General features: G+C 63.1%; 16 protein-coding genes. 6 read left to right on the forward strand and 10 right to left on the reverse strand.

Features of this window, described 5'->3' with window-relative positions; all coding sequences use genetic code 11:
• Window positions 1-84 precede the first annotated feature (84 nt).
• Complete coding sequence (gene gbcA / locus JFU57_RS05010; protein WP_201128340.1) at window positions 85-1,380, forward strand: glycine-betaine demethylase subunit GbcA; 1,296 nt, start codon at window positions 85-87, stop codon at window positions 1,378-1,380.
• Between the two features lie 93 nt (window positions 1,381-1,473).
• On the opposite strand, the gene JFU57_RS05015 is transcribed toward gbcA, so the two are convergent.
• The 7 genes from JFU57_RS05015 to JFU57_RS05045 form a co-directional block, all read right to left on the reverse strand.
• Complete coding sequence (locus JFU57_RS05015) at window positions 1,474-2,730, reverse strand: metallophosphoesterase family protein (protein WP_201128341.1); 1,257 nt, start codon at window positions 2,728-2,730, stop codon at window positions 1,474-1,476.
• Between the two features lie 992 nt (window positions 2,731-3,722).
• Entirely contained in the window at window positions 3,723-4,493 is a 771-nt protein-coding gene (gene etfB, locus JFU57_RS05020) for an electron transfer flavoprotein subunit beta (RefSeq protein ID WP_078472791.1), read from the reverse strand.
• Window positions 4,494-4,503: 10 nt separating this feature from the next.
• A complete protein-coding gene (etfA, locus tag JFU57_RS05025) occupies window positions 4,504-5,724 on the reverse strand; it encodes an electron transfer flavoprotein subunit alpha (protein ID WP_201128342.1) in 1,221 nt (406 codons plus the stop codon).
• Entirely contained in the window at window positions 5,724-7,667 is a 1,944-nt protein-coding gene (gene dgcB / locus JFU57_RS05030) for a dimethylglycine demethylation protein DgcB (RefSeq protein ID WP_201128344.1), read from the reverse strand. Before dgcB ends, etfA begins: the two co-directional genes overlap by 1 nt.
• 96 nt (window positions 7,668-7,763) lie before the next feature.
• Window positions 7,764-9,824: a dimethylglycine demethylation protein DgcA gene (gene dgcA, locus JFU57_RS05035; RefSeq protein ID WP_078472788.1), complete on the reverse strand. Its 2,061-nt coding sequence runs from the start codon at window positions 9,822-9,824 to the stop codon at window positions 7,764-7,766.
• Window positions 9,825-9,838: 14 nt separating this feature from the next.
• Entirely contained in the window at window positions 9,839-10,369 is a 531-nt protein-coding gene (locus JFU57_RS05040) for a 4-vinyl reductase (protein ID WP_078472787.1), read from the reverse strand.
• Between the two features lie 151 nt (window positions 10,370-10,520).
• Window positions 10,521-11,498: a dipeptidase gene (locus JFU57_RS05045; protein ID WP_201128346.1), complete on the reverse strand. Its 978-nt coding sequence runs from the start codon at window positions 11,496-11,498 to the stop codon at window positions 10,521-10,523.
• Between the two features lie 237 nt (window positions 11,499-11,735).
• Between JFU57_RS05045 and JFU57_RS05050 the strand changes: the two genes are divergently transcribed.
• Window positions 11,736-12,137 carry a lysozyme inhibitor LprI family protein gene (locus JFU57_RS05050; RefSeq protein WP_201128348.1) on the forward strand — a complete coding sequence of 134 codons (402 nt, stop codon included), beginning with the start codon at window positions 11,736-11,738 and terminating at the stop codon, window positions 12,135-12,137.
• 23 nt (window positions 12,138-12,160) lie between these two features.
• On the opposite strand, the gene JFU57_RS05055 is transcribed toward JFU57_RS05050, so the two are convergent.
• From JFU57_RS05055 to JFU57_RS05065, 3 genes are read right to left on the reverse strand one after another with little or no spacing between them, the layout of a single operon-like run.
• Window positions 12,161-12,499, reverse strand: coding sequence for a hydroxyisourate hydrolase (locus JFU57_RS05055; RefSeq protein ID WP_201128352.1), 339 nt, complete (start codon window positions 12,497-12,499; stop codon window positions 12,161-12,163).
• Window positions 12,500-12,507: 8 nt separating this feature from the next.
• A complete protein-coding gene (locus JFU57_RS05060) occupies window positions 12,508-13,017 on the reverse strand; it encodes a nucleoside deaminase (RefSeq protein ID WP_201128353.1) in 510 nt (169 codons plus the stop codon).
• Window positions 13,018-13,067: 50 nt separating this feature from the next.
• Window positions 13,068-14,420: a nucleobase:cation symporter-2 family protein gene (locus JFU57_RS05065; protein ID WP_201128354.1), complete on the reverse strand. Its 1,353-nt coding sequence runs from the start codon at window positions 14,418-14,420 to the stop codon at window positions 13,068-13,070.
• 169 nt (window positions 14,421-14,589) lie between these two features.
• Here JFU57_RS05065 and JFU57_RS05070 point away from each other — a divergent pair, with 169 nt between their 5' ends.
• The 4 genes from JFU57_RS05070 (at window position 14,590) to JFU57_RS05085 (ending at window position 16,602) form a co-directional block, all read left to right on the forward strand.
• Window positions 14,590-15,504, forward strand: coding sequence for a LysR family transcriptional regulator (locus JFU57_RS05070; RefSeq protein ID WP_201128356.1), 915 nt, complete (start codon window positions 14,590-14,592; stop codon window positions 15,502-15,504).
• 116 nt (window positions 15,505-15,620) lie between these two features.
• Complete coding sequence (locus JFU57_RS05075; protein WP_201128357.1) at window positions 15,621-15,845, forward strand: type II toxin-antitoxin system RelE/ParE family toxin; 225 nt, start codon at window positions 15,621-15,623, stop codon at window positions 15,843-15,845.
• Entirely contained in the window at window positions 15,826-16,152 is a 327-nt protein-coding gene (locus JFU57_RS05080) for a helix-turn-helix domain-containing protein (RefSeq protein WP_201128358.1), read from the forward strand. The genes JFU57_RS05075 and JFU57_RS05080 overlap by 20 nt, the downstream gene beginning before the upstream one ends.
• Window positions 16,153-16,185: 33 nt before the next feature.
• Complete coding sequence (locus JFU57_RS05085; protein WP_078472782.1) at window positions 16,186-16,602, forward strand: DUF3010 family protein; 417 nt, start codon at window positions 16,186-16,188, stop codon at window positions 16,600-16,602.
• Window positions 16,603-16,604: the final 2 nt, after the last annotated feature.

A 16,604-nucleotide genomic window follows, 5' to 3' on the forward strand; every position in this document is an offset into this window, starting at 1 on the left:
CAACAGCCGTATTTCGTGCCTTGCGTAGCACCAACCGTAGCCACTTTTCGCCGGCCGCACAGAACGGCCATGAGGACTTTAACGATGGACGTCACCGCAACCCTGAGCTTGGGCGATCCGCTGGAACCTGCACGCAAGGCCACTGCACAGATGCTGCAGGAGCGCGAGCGGACCTTTTCCCTGCCGCAGCCGTTTTACTCTGACGAGCGACTGTTCGATATCGACATGCAGGAGATCTTCCAGAAGGAGTGGTTGATCGCCGGCATGACTTGCGAGATCCCGACCAAAGGCAACTACCTCACGCTGCAGGTCGGCAAAAACCCGATCATCGTGATTCGCGGCGCCGAGGGCGTGGTGCACGCCTTCCACAACGTCTGCCGTCACCGTGGCTCGCGCTTGTGCACCAGCGAAAAGGGCAAGGTGGCCAAACTGGTGTGCCACTACCACCAGTGGACCTACGAGCTGGACGGCCGCCTGCTGTTCGCCGGCACCGAGATGGGCGCCGACTTCGACATGAAGCAGTACGGCCTCAAGCCGGTGAACGTGAAGACGGCCGGCGGCTACATCTTTATCTCGTTGTCGCAGAACCCGCCGGCGATCGATGACTTCCTGTCGACCCTGAGCCACTACATGGAGCCCTACGACATGGAGAACACCAAGGTGGCGGTGCAAACCACCTTGATGGAAAAGGCCAACTGGAAACTGGTGCTGGAAAACAACCGCGAGTGCTACCACTGCAACGCCTCGCACCCGGAGCTGCTGAAAACCCTGCTGGAATGGGACGACGTCACCGACCCTCGGGCCGATCAGGCGTTCAAGGACCACGTGGCCGCTTCGGCCGCCGCCTGGGATGCCGAGAAGATCCCCTACGCCCACGCCAGCTTCGGCCTGCGCAACCGTATCGTGCGCATGCCCCTGCTCAAGGGCACCGTGTCCATGACCATGGACGGCAAACAGGGCTGCGCCAAACTCATGGGCCGGATCAAGAACCCGGACCTGGGCTCGATGCGCATCCTGCACCTGCCGCACTCATGGAACCACTGCATGGGCGATCACATCATCGTGTTCACGGTCTGGCCGATCAGCGCCCAGGAAACCCTGGTCAGCACCAAGTGGATCGTGCACAAGGACGCGGTCGAAGGCGTGGACTATGACGTCGAGCGCATGCGCAAGGTGTGGGACGCCACCAACGACCAGGACCGGCGCCTGGCGGAAGAAAACCAGCGCGGCATCAACTCCACCGCCTACCAGCCCGGCCCGTACTCCAAGACCTACGAGTTTGGCGTGGTCAACTTCGTCGACTGGTACAGCGAGCGCATGTTGAGCAACCTGGGCGCAGAGCCTGCGCCTTACCTCAAGGGCGTGCCGGTCCAGGGCTGAACGTTGCCGCGAGCCACCCGCCGCAAGCCGCAATACAAGAGCCCGGGGGCGAGGTAAGCCGGCCCCCGGGCCCTTGTATTGCCGCGAGTCCCATCAAGCAAGCGGCCAACTGACGGCGCCGTTTTCGCCCACAAACGCTTCGGTGATCGTTGCGCCCTGCAACGTCACCCTCACATAGCCATTGCGCACCCGCTGCGGGTAGTCAGGGTCGTCCGCGGACAGGGTTTCCGACCATTGCACGCGGGGGTTGCCTTTGACCTCGCGGGTGAGGCCATAGGGGATCGCCCCGTGGCCGATGCAGCGTCCGTACATGCCGCCCTGGGGCGCATAGCAGATGCCATTGTGCAGGTGCCCCCAATACCAGTAGTCCGGTGCACGGCCCAAGGCCGCAACCACTTGCTGATAGAGCGCGGTCTGGGTCTGGCCGGTGATGTCCAGCCCCTGGTGATGGCTGAGCAGCATGATCTTGCGTCCCTGCCCCTTGCTGGCGACCAGGTCCTGGAGCCATTGCTGCTGCGCCGGGGCCAGGTTGCCGTCCATATAGAGGCTCATCTCGTCGGCGGCATAGGCCGAGTCCAGGCCGACGATCAGCCAATGGGTATTGAACAGGGCGAAATAGCTGGTGCTCTGCTGCTTGGGAAACAGCGCGTCGATCTCGGCAAAATAGCCATGGGCGCCGCTGTACATCTCATGGTTGGAGTTGAGGCTGAACGAGGCCTGGGTGCCCTGGGGCCAGTTCTTGAGGTCAGCGCCCTCCTCGCTGCCGGTCCCGGCGTAATACACATCCCCCAGGTGGATGGTGTAGTCCGGCTTGTCCTGGAGCATCAGCTCCGCCACCCGCTGCGCCGCCGACGCACTGTCGAAATACCCGGTGCCCCAATCCCCGGCCATGTCCAGCAGCACGTCATCGGCCATTTCGATCAACGCCGGGGTCGTGCCGAAGGGTGCATGATTACGCAGGTTTTCGATCCAGTTGAGCAGGGCCTCGCTCCAGCGCAGGTCCAGCAACTCCCATTGGCGACAGCCCAGCAGGGTGCCGTCCTTCATCACCTGGGTCTGCAGCTCGGCCTCCGTTTGCGGCAGGCGCGCGGCGTTACCAAGGTGCAGCAACGACAGACCATGGGCCAGCTCCCACGGCACCGGCGCCTGGCCCGGCGGCAGCTCGCCGTGAATGATTGCGTACTGAGCCTGGTCGTGGGCGCGCTGCAACAGGTTGACCAGCGCCTGCAGTTGTTCGGCATCGAGCTGGTTGCTGAGTTTTTTCCAGGCCAGGTCGAGCCTGGCGAGCAGGCCGTCGACCCGGGTTTTCACGCGGTCGTACTCATGTTCCAGATGACTGACGAATGACATTCCGTTATCCCTCTTGATCGTCCATTGGGGCAGGCGCCTCACCGGGATCGGCCGCTGAGGCGCAAGTCGAATAGCCCGTGACGCGATTCGATGTGGCCTTGTGGTCAGGCAGTCGCAACTCTTCGGTGGTGCTGACCAGGGGGTTGGGGCGGTCGCCGGGGGAGAGAAACGCGGATCGGGGAACCCTGGGATAAACGACAATCCATTGTCTGCACTCCTGAAAGCAGGTGTGGATAAGTAATCATGTTGTCCTGGTGGCATCAGTGAAGACAGGCCCCTGATCCCTGTCAAGCAGGCCATTAGAACTGTACGAAGTTTGATCTATTGCCTTGCATGCTATGTATTACAAGGCGCCCAGGGTTCGGCCAACATCTTATCCACAGCTTGGCCCACAGCAATTGTGGGCAAGTGCACGGGGTACCGGGACAGCTCAGCGGAAAAAGGCGAGAAAAACCGTGACTTATGGAGAAACAGCGGTTTCAGCGGCAACTGATCAATTTTTGAACAAAACCCTGCAGCCCTTTAATTAAAAGGGCTGCAGGGTAAGGCAAACACCTTATCCACAGAACCGCCAACAGACTTTGGGGGCAACTTGCACACAGCCCGTGGCCGGTGTGGAAAACCCGCTCCACGCCGCGAAAATCGAGGCTTTGCGCGGGCACGTACGGATAAAATCTCGAAATTGATCAATAATTGAACAACTCTCTGCAAGCAGCTAACGACGTGGCCTACAGCCGACAGCAAACATCTTATCCACAGAAGCGCCAACAGAGATTGGGGGCAACTTCAGGGGATGAAGGAGCTCAAGGCCTGGGAAAAAGCTCGAAAAAACAACAGCTAACGCTGGTCATTTTTCATACAGGGGGCTGCAGGGCCTGCTGCACGTGGGCTGTAGCGAGGGGCGAACACGTTATCCACAGAAACGCTAACAGGGATTGTGGGTAACCTTATGCGGCAGCAACCCGGACCGGTCGCTGCCGCATGAAAGTCTGTCAGCGAACGACGCCTTCCTCGATCAACAGCTTGAGGATGGCGTCGGCGCCGGCCTCGGCCGTCACGCCCTTGAGCACCTGGCCGGTGCCACCGCTGGCCTTGGCCGTGGCGGCTTTCATGCGGTCGGCACCGCTCTTGGCCTTGATCACTTTCAGGCGCTTGGGCCGGGGCTTGGCCGGTTGCAGGGTCGAGGCTGTGAGTAACTCGTCGTCCACCACCGTGACCTGGTCTGCCTGCAACACGCCGCGCTGGGCCGGACCGTAGGCGCTTTGTCGGGGTTTGGGCGCAGCGTTATCCACAGTGGCGAGAAATGGCAGGCGCACTTTCAGGCGCCGCCGCTGGCCACGGGGCAAGGCTTGCAGCACCAGGGCTACCCCGGCGTCGATGGACTCGACCTGGGCCAGCCCCACCACCAGCGGCCATCCCAGGTTCTCGGCCAGCAGAAACGGGAGCATGCCCGAGCCTTCGCCGGTTTCCGCCTGACTCCCGGTCAGCACCACCTGGGCCCCGGCGTCGCGCAGGTAGTCGGTCAGCGCCGGCAAGGCATCGGCACCGGACGGCTGTTCCAAGACATGCAACTGCTCCAGGCCCATGCCCAGGTAGGCCCGCAGCGCCGGTTCGTGGATGTCGCCGGCGTGCAGCACCTGTAGTTTGTCCCCCGCCAGTTGCAGGCCCAGCTCCACTGCGCGCGCGTCCTGATCAGCGCGTCGTGGGCGGCCGGAAGTGGGGTGGGCGCCGATGGATACCAGGCTGATTACGTTACTGTTCATGGTCGTCCCCTTAAGCCGCGTCGCGCTTGGCGCCGTTGCGGTAAGCCGCTACCGCCGCGATCAAGGCTTGAAGAATCTCGGCGCTCTCGCCAATCACCGACAGGTCGGCACGCTTGATCATGTCGCAACCGGGGTCGAGGTTGATCGCCACCACCTTGTCGCAGGCACCGATGCCCTGCAGGTGCTGGATCGCCCCGGAAATCCCCACCGCGACATACACCCGCGCCGTGACCCAGGTGCCGGACGCCCCGACCTGCCGGTCGCGGGCCATGAAACCATCGTCCACCGCCACCCGCGACGCGCCTTCAGTGGCACCCAGGGCAGCAGCGGTTTGGTGAAACAGTACCCAGTCCTTGACCCCGTTGCCGCCGGAGAAGATGAACTCGGCTTCAGCCATGGGAATGGCGGCCGGGTCCACCGCCACCGCGCCCAGGTCTTCGATCCGCGCCAGGCTGCGGGCAACGCTTGTGGATAACTCCACGGGCAGCGCTTCATGCCGGGTTTCGCTGACCGGCTCGGCGCATTCGACGGCGCCCAGGATCAGCCGTGCCAGAGGCCGGGCCAGATCCTGCAAGCCGGCACCGGCACGTCCAATACACTGCTCGTCCTTGACCTGCCAGACCCGGGTCGCCGGGCGCTCGCCCAGGGCCGCGGCAAAGCGCCGGCCCAATTCGGCGCCGCCACTGCGGCTGTCAGGCAGCAGCCAATGGCGCGGGCTGAACTGGTTATCCACAGCCCGCAGGCCCTGGACCCGTTGCTCCGGTGCATAACCTTCGAACTCATGGCCTTGCAGCACCAGCAGACGATCGACGCCAGCCTGGGCGAAGGCGGTTTCCTTGTGCTCGCCAAACACCACCGCCAGCACCGCGCCGTCCTGGCCGGCCAACTGGCGGGCCAGGCCCAGCAGGTCGCGGTCGTGGCTGCCGAGACGGCCACCGACCATATCCGGCACCACGCCGATGTAAAACGCCGGTTGCGGCACCTGATGCAGCGGCAGTTGCACCTCGACCGCGGCGCTGCGCTTGCTCATGCCGCCCTGCTGGGCACCGCTGCGGTCGATGCGCTTGATCCCGTTGGGGCCGATAAAACCCTGGCCATGGGGATTCTTGCGCAGCAGGCCATTGGGCCCCATCCAGCTGTGGGTCAGCGGTTGCATGGCGGCATGCAGCGGGTGCAGGCGGTTACGGGCGATCCACTCGGCCCGTGGGTCGCGGCGAATAATGTCGCTCATCAGTGCACCTCCGCAGGTTCGCGCTTGGCCGGAGCCTTGCCTGGCGCCGGTTCTTCGAGCAGGGCATCGGCCACCAGCTCGGCAATGTCCTTGATCTGCGGCCGGGGCTCGACCACCCCTTCGAGCATCGCCGTGCACTGTGGACAACCCACCGCCACCAGCTCGGCGCCGGTTTCGCGGATGTCCTCCATGCGCATATCGGGGATACGCTGCTTGCCGGGGATGTCGGTAATCGGCGCACCGCCGCCACCACCGCAGCAGCGGGAGCGGAAACCCGAGCGCTGCATCTCTTTGACCTCGATCCCCAGGGCACGCAGCACCTGGCGCGGAGCCTCGTATTCGCCGTTGTAACGGCCCAGGTAGCACGGGTCGTGATAGGTCACGCTGCTGCCCTTGTGCTGGCCGAGGTTCAAGGCCCCCTCGCCAATGATCTGAGCCAGATAAGTGCTGTGGTGCTGCACCTGATAGTTCCCGCCAAATGCGCCGTATTCGTTCTTCAGCACATGGAAGCTGTGGGGGTCGCAGGTGACGATGCGCTTGAAGCTGTACTGGGCCAGGGTCTGGATATTGCGCCTGGCCAGTAGCTGGAAGGTCGCCTCATCCCCCAGGCGCCGGGCCACGTCGCCGCTGTCCCGTTCTTCGAGGCCGAGCACGGCAAAGTCGACGCCGGCCGCCTTCAGCACTTTGACGAACGCACGCAGGGTGCGCTGGTTGCGCATGTCGAAGGCGCCGTCGCCGACCCAGAACAGCACGTCGGTGGTTTTCTTCTCGCCGAGCAGGGTCAGGTTCAGGTCCGCTGCCCAGTTCATCCGCCCACCGGGGTTGAAGCCGCCGGGGTTGTCGGTGGCGATCAGGTTTTCCAGGACTTCGGCGCCCTTGTTCGGGGTCGCGCCTTTTTCCAGGGTCAGGTGCCGCCGCATGTCGACGATGGCATCGACGTGCTCGATCATCATCGGACATTCCTCGACACAGGCGCGGCAGGTGGTGCAGGACCACAGGGTCTCGGCGTCCACCAGGCCGTTGACGATCGGTTGATGGGGATTACCGCCATGCTCGCCAATCGGTTTGCCAGGGTAAGGGCTGCCGGCGAACTGGGCGTCGGTGCCTCCGGCGAGGCCGACCACCATGTCCTGAATCAGCTTTTTCGGGTTCAGCGGCTGGCCGGCGGCGAACGCCGGGCAGGCCGCTTCGCATTTGCCGCACTGCACGCAGGCGTCAAAACCCAGCAGTTGGTTCCAGGTGAAATCCTTGGGTTTTTCCACCCCCAACGGCGCCGAGCGGTCGCTCAGGTCCAGGGGCTTGAGCCCGGTGGAGCGACCGCCGCCAAAACGCTCGGCGCGGCGATGCCAGGCCAGGTGCAGGGCACCGGCGAAGGCGTGCTTCATCGGCCCGCCCCAGGTCATGCCGAAGAACAGCTCGGACACGCCCCACAGCACACCGACCGCGAGGATCAGCGCCAGCACCCAGCCACCGAAATCTTCCGGCAGGATGCCCGCCACCGGCAGGGTCAGGACAAAGAACGAGGCCGAGAACGCCAGCAGGCTTTTCGGCAGGCGCATCCACGGGCCTTTGGACAAGCGCGCGGGCGGGTTGCGCCGGCGCAGGAAGACAAAGACCGCGCCGACGAACATCACCGCCGTCATCAACAGCAAGGCGTAGCCGAGGATGCGGTTGTGCAGGCCGAAACCGTGCACCAGCAGCGCCAGCACAATCGACGCCACCGCGCCGCCGGCCGTGGCCACGTGGGTATTGGCGATGTATTTGTCCCGCGCCACCACGTGGTGCAGGTCGACCATATAGCGCCTGGGCATCGCCAGCAGGCCGCCGAGCAGGTCAACCTTGGAGGCTCGCCCCCGGCGCCACAGGGATGCACGCCGCAGCGCGCCGAGGACGGCAAGGCCCAGGGCGGAGAAGAGCAGGATGGGAATAATGATGTTGAGCATGGTGAAGCTCCCGCAAGGATCTTGTCGGAGCTGGCGGGTGTGGCGAGGGAGCTGGCTCCCTCGCCACAACAAGCCGGCTCCTATCAGCAACTGTTGTTAAAAATCCTTGCACAAGCGCAGGGCGTCATAGATGGCGGCATGGGTGTTGCGCTGGGCCACGCAGTCGCCGATCCGGAACAGCAGGAAACCCTCGCCCGGCTCGCCCAGGCACGGTTGCGGCTTGATCGCGAACAGCGCCTCGACATCGATCTGGCCCTTGTTGCGCGAGTCTTGCTTGAGCCCGTAATACAGCTCTTCATCCGGGCGCACGCCGTTCTCCACCACCACCTGGTCCACCACCCGCTCTTCCTTGGCCCCGGTGTATTCGTTTTCCAGCACGGCAATCAGCTTGTCACCCTCGCGGTAGACCTTCTCCAGCATCATGTCGCCGGTCATGATCACTTCCTTGGGGTACATGCTGCGGTAGTAGGTCGGGAACGACGTCCCGCCAATCGCCACCCCAGGCTTGATGTCATCGGTGACGATTTCGACCTGGCTGCCTTTGTCGGCCAGGAAATCGGCCACCGACATACCGGTGAATTCGCAGATGGTGTCGTAGACCAGCACATTCTTGCCCGGCGCCACCTTGCCATCGAGCACGTCCCAGCTGCTGACCACCAGGCCTTCGGCAGCGCCCCAGTGTTCGTTCTGCTCCAGGTTCGGGTGCCCGCCCACCGCCAGTACCACGATGTCCGGACGCAGGTCGAGGATGGTGGCGATATCGGCAGCGGTGCCCAGGCGCAGGTCGACTTTCAGGCGCGCCAGCTCCAGCTGATACCAGCGGGTGATACCGGCGATCTGGTCTCGTTGCGGCGCCTTGGAGGCCGTAGTGATCTGCCCGCCGATGGCGTCCTTTTTCTCGATCAGGGTCACGTCGTGCCCGCGCTCGGCGGCCACTCGCGCGGCTTCCATCCCCGCCGGGCCGGCTCCGACCACCACCACCTTGCGCTTGACCCCGGTGCTCTTCTCGATGATGTGCGGCACGCCCATGTATTCACGGGAGGTCGCGGCGTTCTGGATGCACAGCACATCCAGCCCCTGGTACTGGCGGTCGATGCAGTAGTTGGCGCCGACGCACTGCTTGATCTGGTCGATCTGGCCCATCTTGATCTTGGCGATCAGGTGCGGGTCAGCGATGTGCGCACGGGTCATGCCGACCATGTCGACGTAACCGCCTTCGAGAATGCGCGTGGCCTGGTTCGGGTCCTTGATGTTCTGCGCGTGCAGCACCGGGACCTTGACCACTTCCTTGATCCCGGCCGCCAGGTGCAGGAACGGCTCCGGTGGGTAACTCATGTTGGGAATGACGTTGGCCAGGGTGTTGTGGGTGTCGCACCCCGAGCCCACCACACCGATAAAGTCGAGCATGCCGGTGTCGTCGTAGTACTTGGCGATCTGCTTCATGTCCTCGTGGGACAGGCCGTCCGGGTGGAATTCATCACCGCACAGGCGTATGCCGACGCAGAAATCGTCACCGACTTCGGCACGCACCGCCTTGAGCACTTCCAGGCCGAACTTCATCCGGCCCTCAAAACTGCCGCCCCATTCGTCGGTGCGCTTGTTGACGCGCGGGCTCCAGAACTGGTCGATCATGTGCTGGTGCACCGCCGACAGCTCGACGCCATCCAGGCCACCGGCCTTGGCCCGGCGCGCAGCCTGGGCGTAGTTGCCGATCACGCGCCAGATTTCTTCCGGTTCAATGGTCTTGCAGGTGGCGCGGTGCACCGGCTCGCGCACACCGGACGGCGACATCAGGGTCGGCCAGTTGAAGCCATCCCAGCGTGAGCGACGACCCATGTGGGTAATCTGGATCATGATCTTGGCGCCATGCTTGTGCATGGCGTCGGCCAGGTTCTGGAAGTGCGGAATGATGCGGTCGGTGGCCAGGTTGACCGAGGCCCACCACTCCTGCGGGCTGTCGATGGCCACCACCGAGGAGCCGCCGCAGATCGCCAGGCCGATGCCGCCCTTGGCTTTCTCTTCGTAGTACTTCACATAACGGTCGGTGGTCATGCCGCCATCGGTGGCATAGACCTCGGCGTGCGCGGTGCTCAGCACACGGTTGCGGATGGTCAGTTTGCCGATCTGGATCGGCTGGAACATCGCTTCGAAAGCCATTTTCTAAACTCCGCCTACAACGGTTTGACGATGAACAGGCCGTCGTCGTGGCCTTCTTCGGAGCCACCGTAGACCTGCTCAGCCACGGTCCGGATCGAACTGCCCCGGGCCTGGAGGATCTGGTCCATGGCGCCGGCGAACCAGCCGGTGAACATGTAGTCGACCTTGCGCCCGACCTTGCCGTAGACGTAGACGAACGCCGAGTGCTCGAGCTTGACGCTGGCGGTGCCTTGATCCAGGTCGATGTCCTGGATCTTGAACAGGCCCCAGCCGCGCTGCGACAGGCGCTTCATGTAGTGCTCGAACACCGCCACGCCCTCCAGGCCGTGGCATTCGGCTTCTTTCTCGCACCAGTGCCAGGCGGATTTGTAGCCGGCCTTGTACAGGATCTCGGCGTAGGCCTCGGCCCCCAGCACGTCTTCGATGCCCATGTGGTTGTTGACGAAGAAGTGCCGTGGCACGTAGAGCATCGGCAGGGCATCGGAGGTCCAGACACCGGTCTCGCTGTCGACTTCGATGGGCAATTGCGGGGCGATTTTGGCCATGGAAACTTAACTCCAGAAAATTCGTTTTCAGTGCTTAGCAAAGCTTTTGCCTTGCTCTAATAAACAAGCCGTGTGAATGACTTTGGAGCCGTAGCGAACACGTCGAGGACGTGACGCAGCTATCGGCGAGCGGAGTAGGCTCCGCAGGCATTCATTCGCCCCAGACGTCCTTCAGGACATTGACCCAGTTCTCGCCCATGATCTTGCGCACCACATGCTCGGGGTGGCCGCGCTTGAGCAGGGTCTCGGTGAGGTTGGGAAACTCGCCCACGGTGCGGATCCCCAGAGGGTTGATGATCTTGCCGAAGCTGGTCAGGCGGCGGGCGTAGCCCTTGTCATGGGTCAGGTACTCGAAGAAGTCCTGGCCATGGCCCTGGGTGAAGTCGGTGCCGATGCCGATGGCGTCTTCGCCCACCAGGTTCATGGTGTATTCGATGGCTTCGGCGTAGTCGTCGATGGTCGAGTCGATGCCCTTGGCCAGGAACGGTGCAAACATGGTCACGCCGACGAAACCACCGTGATCGGCGATGAACTTCAGCTCCGCATCGGACTTGTTGCGCGGGTGTTCCTTGAGGCCCGACGGCAGGCAGTGGGAGTAGCAGACGGGTTTCTTCGATTCGAGGATGACTTCCTCGGACGTCTTGGAACCGACGTGGGACAGGTCGCACATGACCCCGACGCGATTCATCTCGGCCACGATTTCGCGACCGAAACCCGAGAGCCCGCCATCACGCTCATAACAGCCGGTGCCCACCAGGTTCTGGGTGTTGTAGCACATCTGCACAATGCCCACGCCCAGCTGCTTGAACACCTCGACATAGCCGATCTGGTCTTCATAGGCATGGGCATTCTGGAAACCGAAGAGGATGCCGGTCTTGCCCTGCTCCTTGGCCTTGCGGATATCGGCGGTGCTGCGGACCGGCATCACCAGGTCGCTGTTTTCGCGCATCAGCTTCTGGCTTTTGCAGATGCTGTCGATGGTGGCCTGGAACCCTTCCCACACCGACACAGTGCAGTTGGCTGCGGTCAGGCCGCCCTTGCGCATGTCCTCAAACAGCTCGCGGTTCCACTTGGCAATGATCAGCCCGTCGATAACGATGCTGTCGGCGTGCAGTTCGGCTGGGCTCATCAGGCTGTCCCCTTATTGGCGATTCATGCGCCGAATCGTCTGCCGGCGCTTTGGGGCCAGCATATGCCGCGTGGGCAAGGGAGCCGGATGCAAAAGCGACAGGGGAATTGCCGAAAGCGTCAAGGCGCGACAAAGGGTCGGCAGCCGGGCATCGGCGTCATCTGTTCTTTGCCCGGCGCTTGCGCCAGAATCCGCCGCTTTACTGGATGCTTCACTGGATTTAGGGGCGGCGACGCAATGAAATCGATCTTCCTCGCTTTGGCACTGATGACGACCGGCGTACAGGCGGCTGAAGAAGCCGACAACTCGCCCTGCGATGCCGTCGAAAACGACGTGCAGACCCTGGAATGCGCGACCTACAACCGCACCACCGCCGAACAGCTGCTCAAGGACAACGTCCAGGGCCTGCTGGAACGCTTCGCCAACCTGTACGGCAGCGACAAGGCCAAGCTCGCCGACATCACCGGCAAGCTCAACAACGCCCAGCAACTGTGGCAAAAACAGCGCGAAGCCGATTGCGCCGTGGAAAGCTTCCCCGCCAAGCCGGGCAGCAAGGCCTACACCATTGCCCAGAACGACTGCATGGCCCGCATGAGCGATGAACGGTCGGAGTTCCTCGAGTCCATCGGCCAGGAGTAACTACGCGGGCATAAGGTTGAGCCTCAAGCGCCGCCGCGAAAGCACGACAGGCCCCACGCAGTCAGCTTGAACGGCAGGTGGTAATGCTGAGCGCTGTCGTCCAGGCCAAAGCGATACACCAGCACGTCGAGAAACGGCACCTGGGGCAGCGCCTGGCCTTGCTCGCGGTAAAACGCCGCGACCTCCAGTTGCACTTCATAGACCCCCGGCACAAAACTCGGCGCCTGCTGCGCGAGTTCGACCAGCAAGCCATTGGCGGCGATGCGCCCGCTGCATATCAGCTCACCGTCCAGCCGACGGATGCTGACTGCCATGCCCTGGGCCACCTTGCCACTGGCCACATCCACTGCGTGGATCGACACCCCGCCGTTCATTTCCAGAACCCTGCATGGGCCTTGGCCGCTTCATCTTCGAGCATCGGGCCGAACACCGGGATCTTGCGCTGGCCACGGGCGAACACTTCGCGACACGGCAGGGAGAAGGTCGGGTTTTCCGGGTGGTTGCCGGTCAGCCCCAGCAACGCGTGTTCAGACAAGGCATAAACCACACGCCCGATTCCGGTCCAATAAATTGCCCCGGCGCACATGCAGCAAGGCTCGGCGCTGGTGTACAGGGTGCATTCGGCGAGGGCCTGGGGGCTGAGGGTTTTGGCGGCCATGGCCGCCGCCGACAGTTCGGCGTGCTGGGTCGGGTCGCCCTCGGGCGGCATCGAGTTGTTACCGGCGCTGGCGATGACCTTGCCAGTGCGGTCGGCCACGAGCGCGGCAAACGGGTGCCGTCCGCGCGAGCGGGAGGCCTCTGACAGGGCGATGGCCTGACGCAGCAGGTGCAGGTCCAGTTCAGTGATACCGGCAGGCGTAAGGGACGTGAATCTGGTCATGGAGACCTCCTGGTTGTGGGCAGTACCCCAAAGGGGGATGGGAAAGGCGCTCACTCGGAACATTTGCCCGAGACGGCACCAGGCTCGGTGGCCTGGGGGCCGGGGTTGAGGCGGCGTGGGTTAAGCAAAATATTGAGCACCACCGCAGTCACGCCGCCGAGGAAGATGCCGCTTTCAAGCACCAGCTTGAGGGCACCGCCGGTGTGCTCGAACAGCGCAGGGAGGGACATCGGCAGCACCCCCACACTGACCGAGACCGCCACGATGATGCCGTTGCGGGTGCCCTCGAACTGCACGCGGGACAGCTCCTGAATGCCGGCCACCGTGGTCATGCCGAACATCACGATGGCGCAGCCGCCCAGTACCGGCGCAGGCACTGCGGCAATCAGCGCGCCGAGCTTGGGAAACAAGCCCATCAGCACCATGAGTGCCCCCGCCGAGGCCACCACGAAGCGGCTTTTGACATTGGAGAGCGCGATCAGCCCGGTGTTCTGGGTAAAGGCGTTGTAGGGAAAACTGTTGAACCCCCCCCCCAATAGGGTTGAAAGACCATCCGCACGGAACGCGTTGCCCAGGGTCCGCTGGTCGACGGGGCGCCCAGTGAGCCTGCCGATGGCCAGGCAGTTGCCGGTGGTCTCGGCCATGATCACCAGCATGGCCAAGGTCATCACCAGGATCGGCGTCAGGGAAAACTGCGGCATGCCAAAGGCCATCGGCGGGCTCAGTTCGAACCAGGCGGCGTTGCTCACCTGGGCGAAATCGGTCATGCCGAAGGCTGCGGCGATCAGGCTGCCGGCGAACAGGCCGATGAGCACGCTGAGGTTGCCGATAAACCCGGAAAACCTGGCGTAGACCACCAGGGTTACGGCCACCGTCGCCAGCCCCAGCAGAAGGTTGGCCGGCGCGCCGAACTGCGCGGAGCCCGGGTGACCGCCGCCCAGCCAGACCGCCGCGGCGGGCATCAAGGAAATACCGATGATGGTAATCAGGCTGCCGATCACCACCGGCGGAAAGAAGCGCAGCAAACGACTGAATACCGGGGCGATGGCGAGGGTGATCGCCCCGGCGGCTATCACCGCACCAAAGACTTCGGTCAGGCCGAACGCCTTGCCGATCATGATCATCGGCGCCAGAGCAATGAACGAGCAGCCTTGAATCAAGGGCAGGCGCGCGCCGAACTTCCAGAAGCCCAGGGTCTGGATCAGCGTGGCGATACCGGAGGTCAGCAGGTTGGCATTGATCAGGGTGACCACCTGGCTCGGGGTCAGCCCCAGGGCGCTGCCGAGGATCAGCGGCACCGCCACCGCGCCGGCATACATCACCAGCACGTGTTGCAGGCCAAAGGTGAACAACTGGCGGGCGGGCAGGATTTCGTCTACCGGATGAACCTGTGAAGTGCTCATGTCCCATGTCTCCTGAAGGTGCAACCTAATGGTTTTGGGCGAGCATCCTCAGGGATACGGGCCCGACAGGAAGTGCTGATGCGGGCCGATCTTCTGTGGTTTTATACGATGATAAAAATCAGCAACCATCGTTTTTAACGATGGATCAAACCGCTGCTCGGGAGACGCAATGCGCTTTTCACTGGATCAGTTGCAGATGTTCATACAGGCCGTGCACAGCGGCTCGTTCTCGGCCGCCGCGCGCAAGCTGGGCAAAACCCAATCGACGGTGAGTGCGGCGATTGCCAACCTGGAAACCGACCTCGGCGTGGAGCTGTTCGACCGCTCCAGCCGCACCCCGGTGTTGACCGCCGCCGGGCAGCGCATGCGGCTCCAGGCCGAAGCCGTGCTGGAGCGCTGCCTGACGTTGCAGGCCCACGCCGATTGCCTGTCGGAGGTGGTCGAGCCGAGCGTGGCCATCGCCATTGAAACGCCCTACACCGCCGTGATGCCGGTGCTGCGCGAGTTTGCCCAGGCGTTCCCGTTCGTCGACCTGATCATCCGCCACCCGATCGACGGCGACGTCAGCGAACTGGTGGCCAAGGGTGATGTGGGGCTGGGCATCGCCTTCTCCCAGCCGGGGTATCCCCAGGCCCTGCAATTTCAGCAACTGGGCAAGCTGATCATGCTGCACGTCTGCCACCCGCAACACGCCTTGGCACAACTGGACAGCGTGACCTTCGACGACTTGCACGTGCACCGGCGCCTGGCCTTCAGCGCCCACGCCGACAAGCTGCCCAGCAGCGAGTACCTGCGCGCCACGGGGCTGTGGCAGGCAGAAAACTACCTGGCGCTGCTGGAAATGGTCCGCGCCGGGCTCGGCTGGGCCACCCTGCCCCGCCAGTTGATCCAGCGCGAACTGGCCAGCGGTGAGTTGGTGGAACTGCAATTGGGCGCCTACCCCCACACCGATTGGCTGGTGGGGGTCGACCTGCTCTGGGCCCGGCAGCGACGCATGGGCAAGGCCGAGCACTGGCTGAAGGAACGCCTGCTGAAGAACAAAGTGTCCGAGGTCGATCGCCAGGGCCAGTCGACCACCTGGTAGGCAACATGTGGACAAGGTTGAAGCGTTGCCAACCGGCATGGCATAAGCAAATATTGCAAAACCTTATAAAAAGCTTATATTTCCCATGAGCACTATCCAGTTGGACCCGCAAGGCTGTGAAACAACTGCTCAGATTGCACCGCGAACATCAGGTTCAAGTACGCGACGCCGTCAGCGCCCTGGCCGCTATGCCCGATGTGGGCCAGCTCACGGCATTAACCGATCACCGCTACACCTATCGCCTGCGCGTTGGACACTATCGCGTGCTGTTCGATTGGGACGACGCGATTCACGTGATCAGTATCCAAGAGGTCAAAAGACGTGACGAACGCACCTACTGATATTCAGATCATCAACGACACGGACGGCAAGCCGGCGTTCGTGGTCATTCCCTATGCCCAGTACCTGGCCCGGTACAACAGCGCCGAGCTGATTCCCCATGATGTGGTCAGCCGTATCGTCGACGGCGCCACGCCGATCCGGGCCTGGCGCGAACAGCTGCACCTGACCCAGGATGAAGTCGCCCAGCGCCTGGGCATTTCCCAGCCGGCCTTCGCCCAGCAGGAAAGCGTCGCCAAGCCGCGCCGCGCCACCCGCGAGAAAATTGCCCGGGCGTTTGGCATTCGCGCCGACCAGCTGGAGCTGTAAGCTGCACGCCATTACCGGATCAAAGGAACGCTCATGAGCATCTGTGGCATCGAAATCAAAGGCAGCGAAGCCATCTTCGCCATCGCCTCCCTGCAGGGCGACGCCCTGCAGCACGTGGCCATCGCCACCAAGAAAATCGCCCTCGAAGACGACGATGAAGCGGCCAACGTCAAAGCCTTTGCTGCCCAGGTGGCGGCCTTTGTCCGTGACAACGGCATCAGCCGCATCGCCATCAAGAAGCGCAGCAAAAAAGGCGAATTCGCCGGCGGCCCGACCACCTTCAAGATCGAAGGCGTATTTCAGCTGCTGGAAAACTGCGACGTGACCCTGCTCTCGCCGCAGACCATCAACGCGCAGAACAAGAAGCACAGCTTCGAGCTGCCAGGCACCCTCAACAAATACCAGCACGAAGCCTACAAAGCCGCCTGCTCGGCCCTCCTGAAAAAATAAAG

Origin of the sequence: Pseudomonas sp. TH07 (assembly GCF_016651285.1) — a bacterium.
In the GTDB taxonomy this organism is placed as follows: domain Bacteria; phylum Pseudomonadota; class Gammaproteobacteria; order Pseudomonadales; family Pseudomonadaceae; genus Aquipseudomonas.

What these genes read in the sequence shown, in the direction of transcription:
- JFU57_RS05050 (WP_201128348.1), top strand. Translation starts at nt 11,736, where the DNA reads ATGAAATCGATCTTCCTCGCTTTGGCACTGATGACGACCGGCGTACAG.
- JFU57_RS05085 (WP_078472782.1), top strand. Translation starts at nt 16,186, where the DNA reads ATGAGCATCTGTGGCATCGAAATCAAAGGCAGCGAAGCCATCTTCGCC.
- dgcB (WP_201128344.1), bottom strand. Translation starts at nt 7,667, where the DNA reads ATGCTCAACATCATTATTCCCATCCTGCTCTTCTCCGCCCTGGGCCTT.
- JFU57_RS05070 (WP_201128356.1), top strand. Translation starts at nt 14,590, where the DNA reads ATGCGCTTTTCACTGGATCAGTTGCAGATGTTCATACAGGCCGTGCAC.
- dgcA (WP_078472788.1), bottom strand. Translation starts at nt 9,824, where the DNA reads ATGGCTTTCGAAGCGATGTTCCAGCCGATCCAGATCGGCAAACTGACC.
- gbcA (WP_201128340.1), top strand. Translation starts at nt 85, where the DNA reads ATGGACGTCACCGCAACCCTGAGCTTGGGCGATCCGCTGGAACCTGCA.
- JFU57_RS05045 (WP_201128346.1), bottom strand. Translation starts at nt 11,498, where the DNA reads ATGAGCCCAGCCGAACTGCACGCCGACAGCATCGTTATCGACGGGCTG.
- JFU57_RS05065 (WP_201128354.1), bottom strand. Translation starts at nt 14,420, where the DNA reads ATGAGCACTTCACAGGTTCATCCGGTAGACGAAATCCTGCCCGCCCGC.
- etfB (WP_078472791.1), bottom strand. Translation starts at nt 4,493, where the DNA reads ATGAACAGTAACGTAATCAGCCTGGTATCCATCGGCGCCCACCCCACT.
- JFU57_RS05040 (WP_078472787.1), bottom strand. Translation starts at nt 10,369, where the DNA reads ATGGCCAAAATCGCCCCGCAATTGCCCATCGAAGTCGACAGCGAGACC.
- JFU57_RS05060 (WP_201128353.1), bottom strand. Translation starts at nt 13,017, where the DNA reads ATGACCAGATTCACGTCCCTTACGCCTGCCGGTATCACTGAACTGGAC.
- etfA (WP_201128342.1), bottom strand. Translation starts at nt 5,724, where the DNA reads ATGAGCGACATTATTCGCCGCGACCCACGGGCCGAGTGGATCGCCCGT.
- JFU57_RS05015 (WP_201128341.1), bottom strand. Translation starts at nt 2,730, where the DNA reads ATGTCATTCGTCAGTCATCTGGAACATGAGTACGACCGCGTGAAAACC.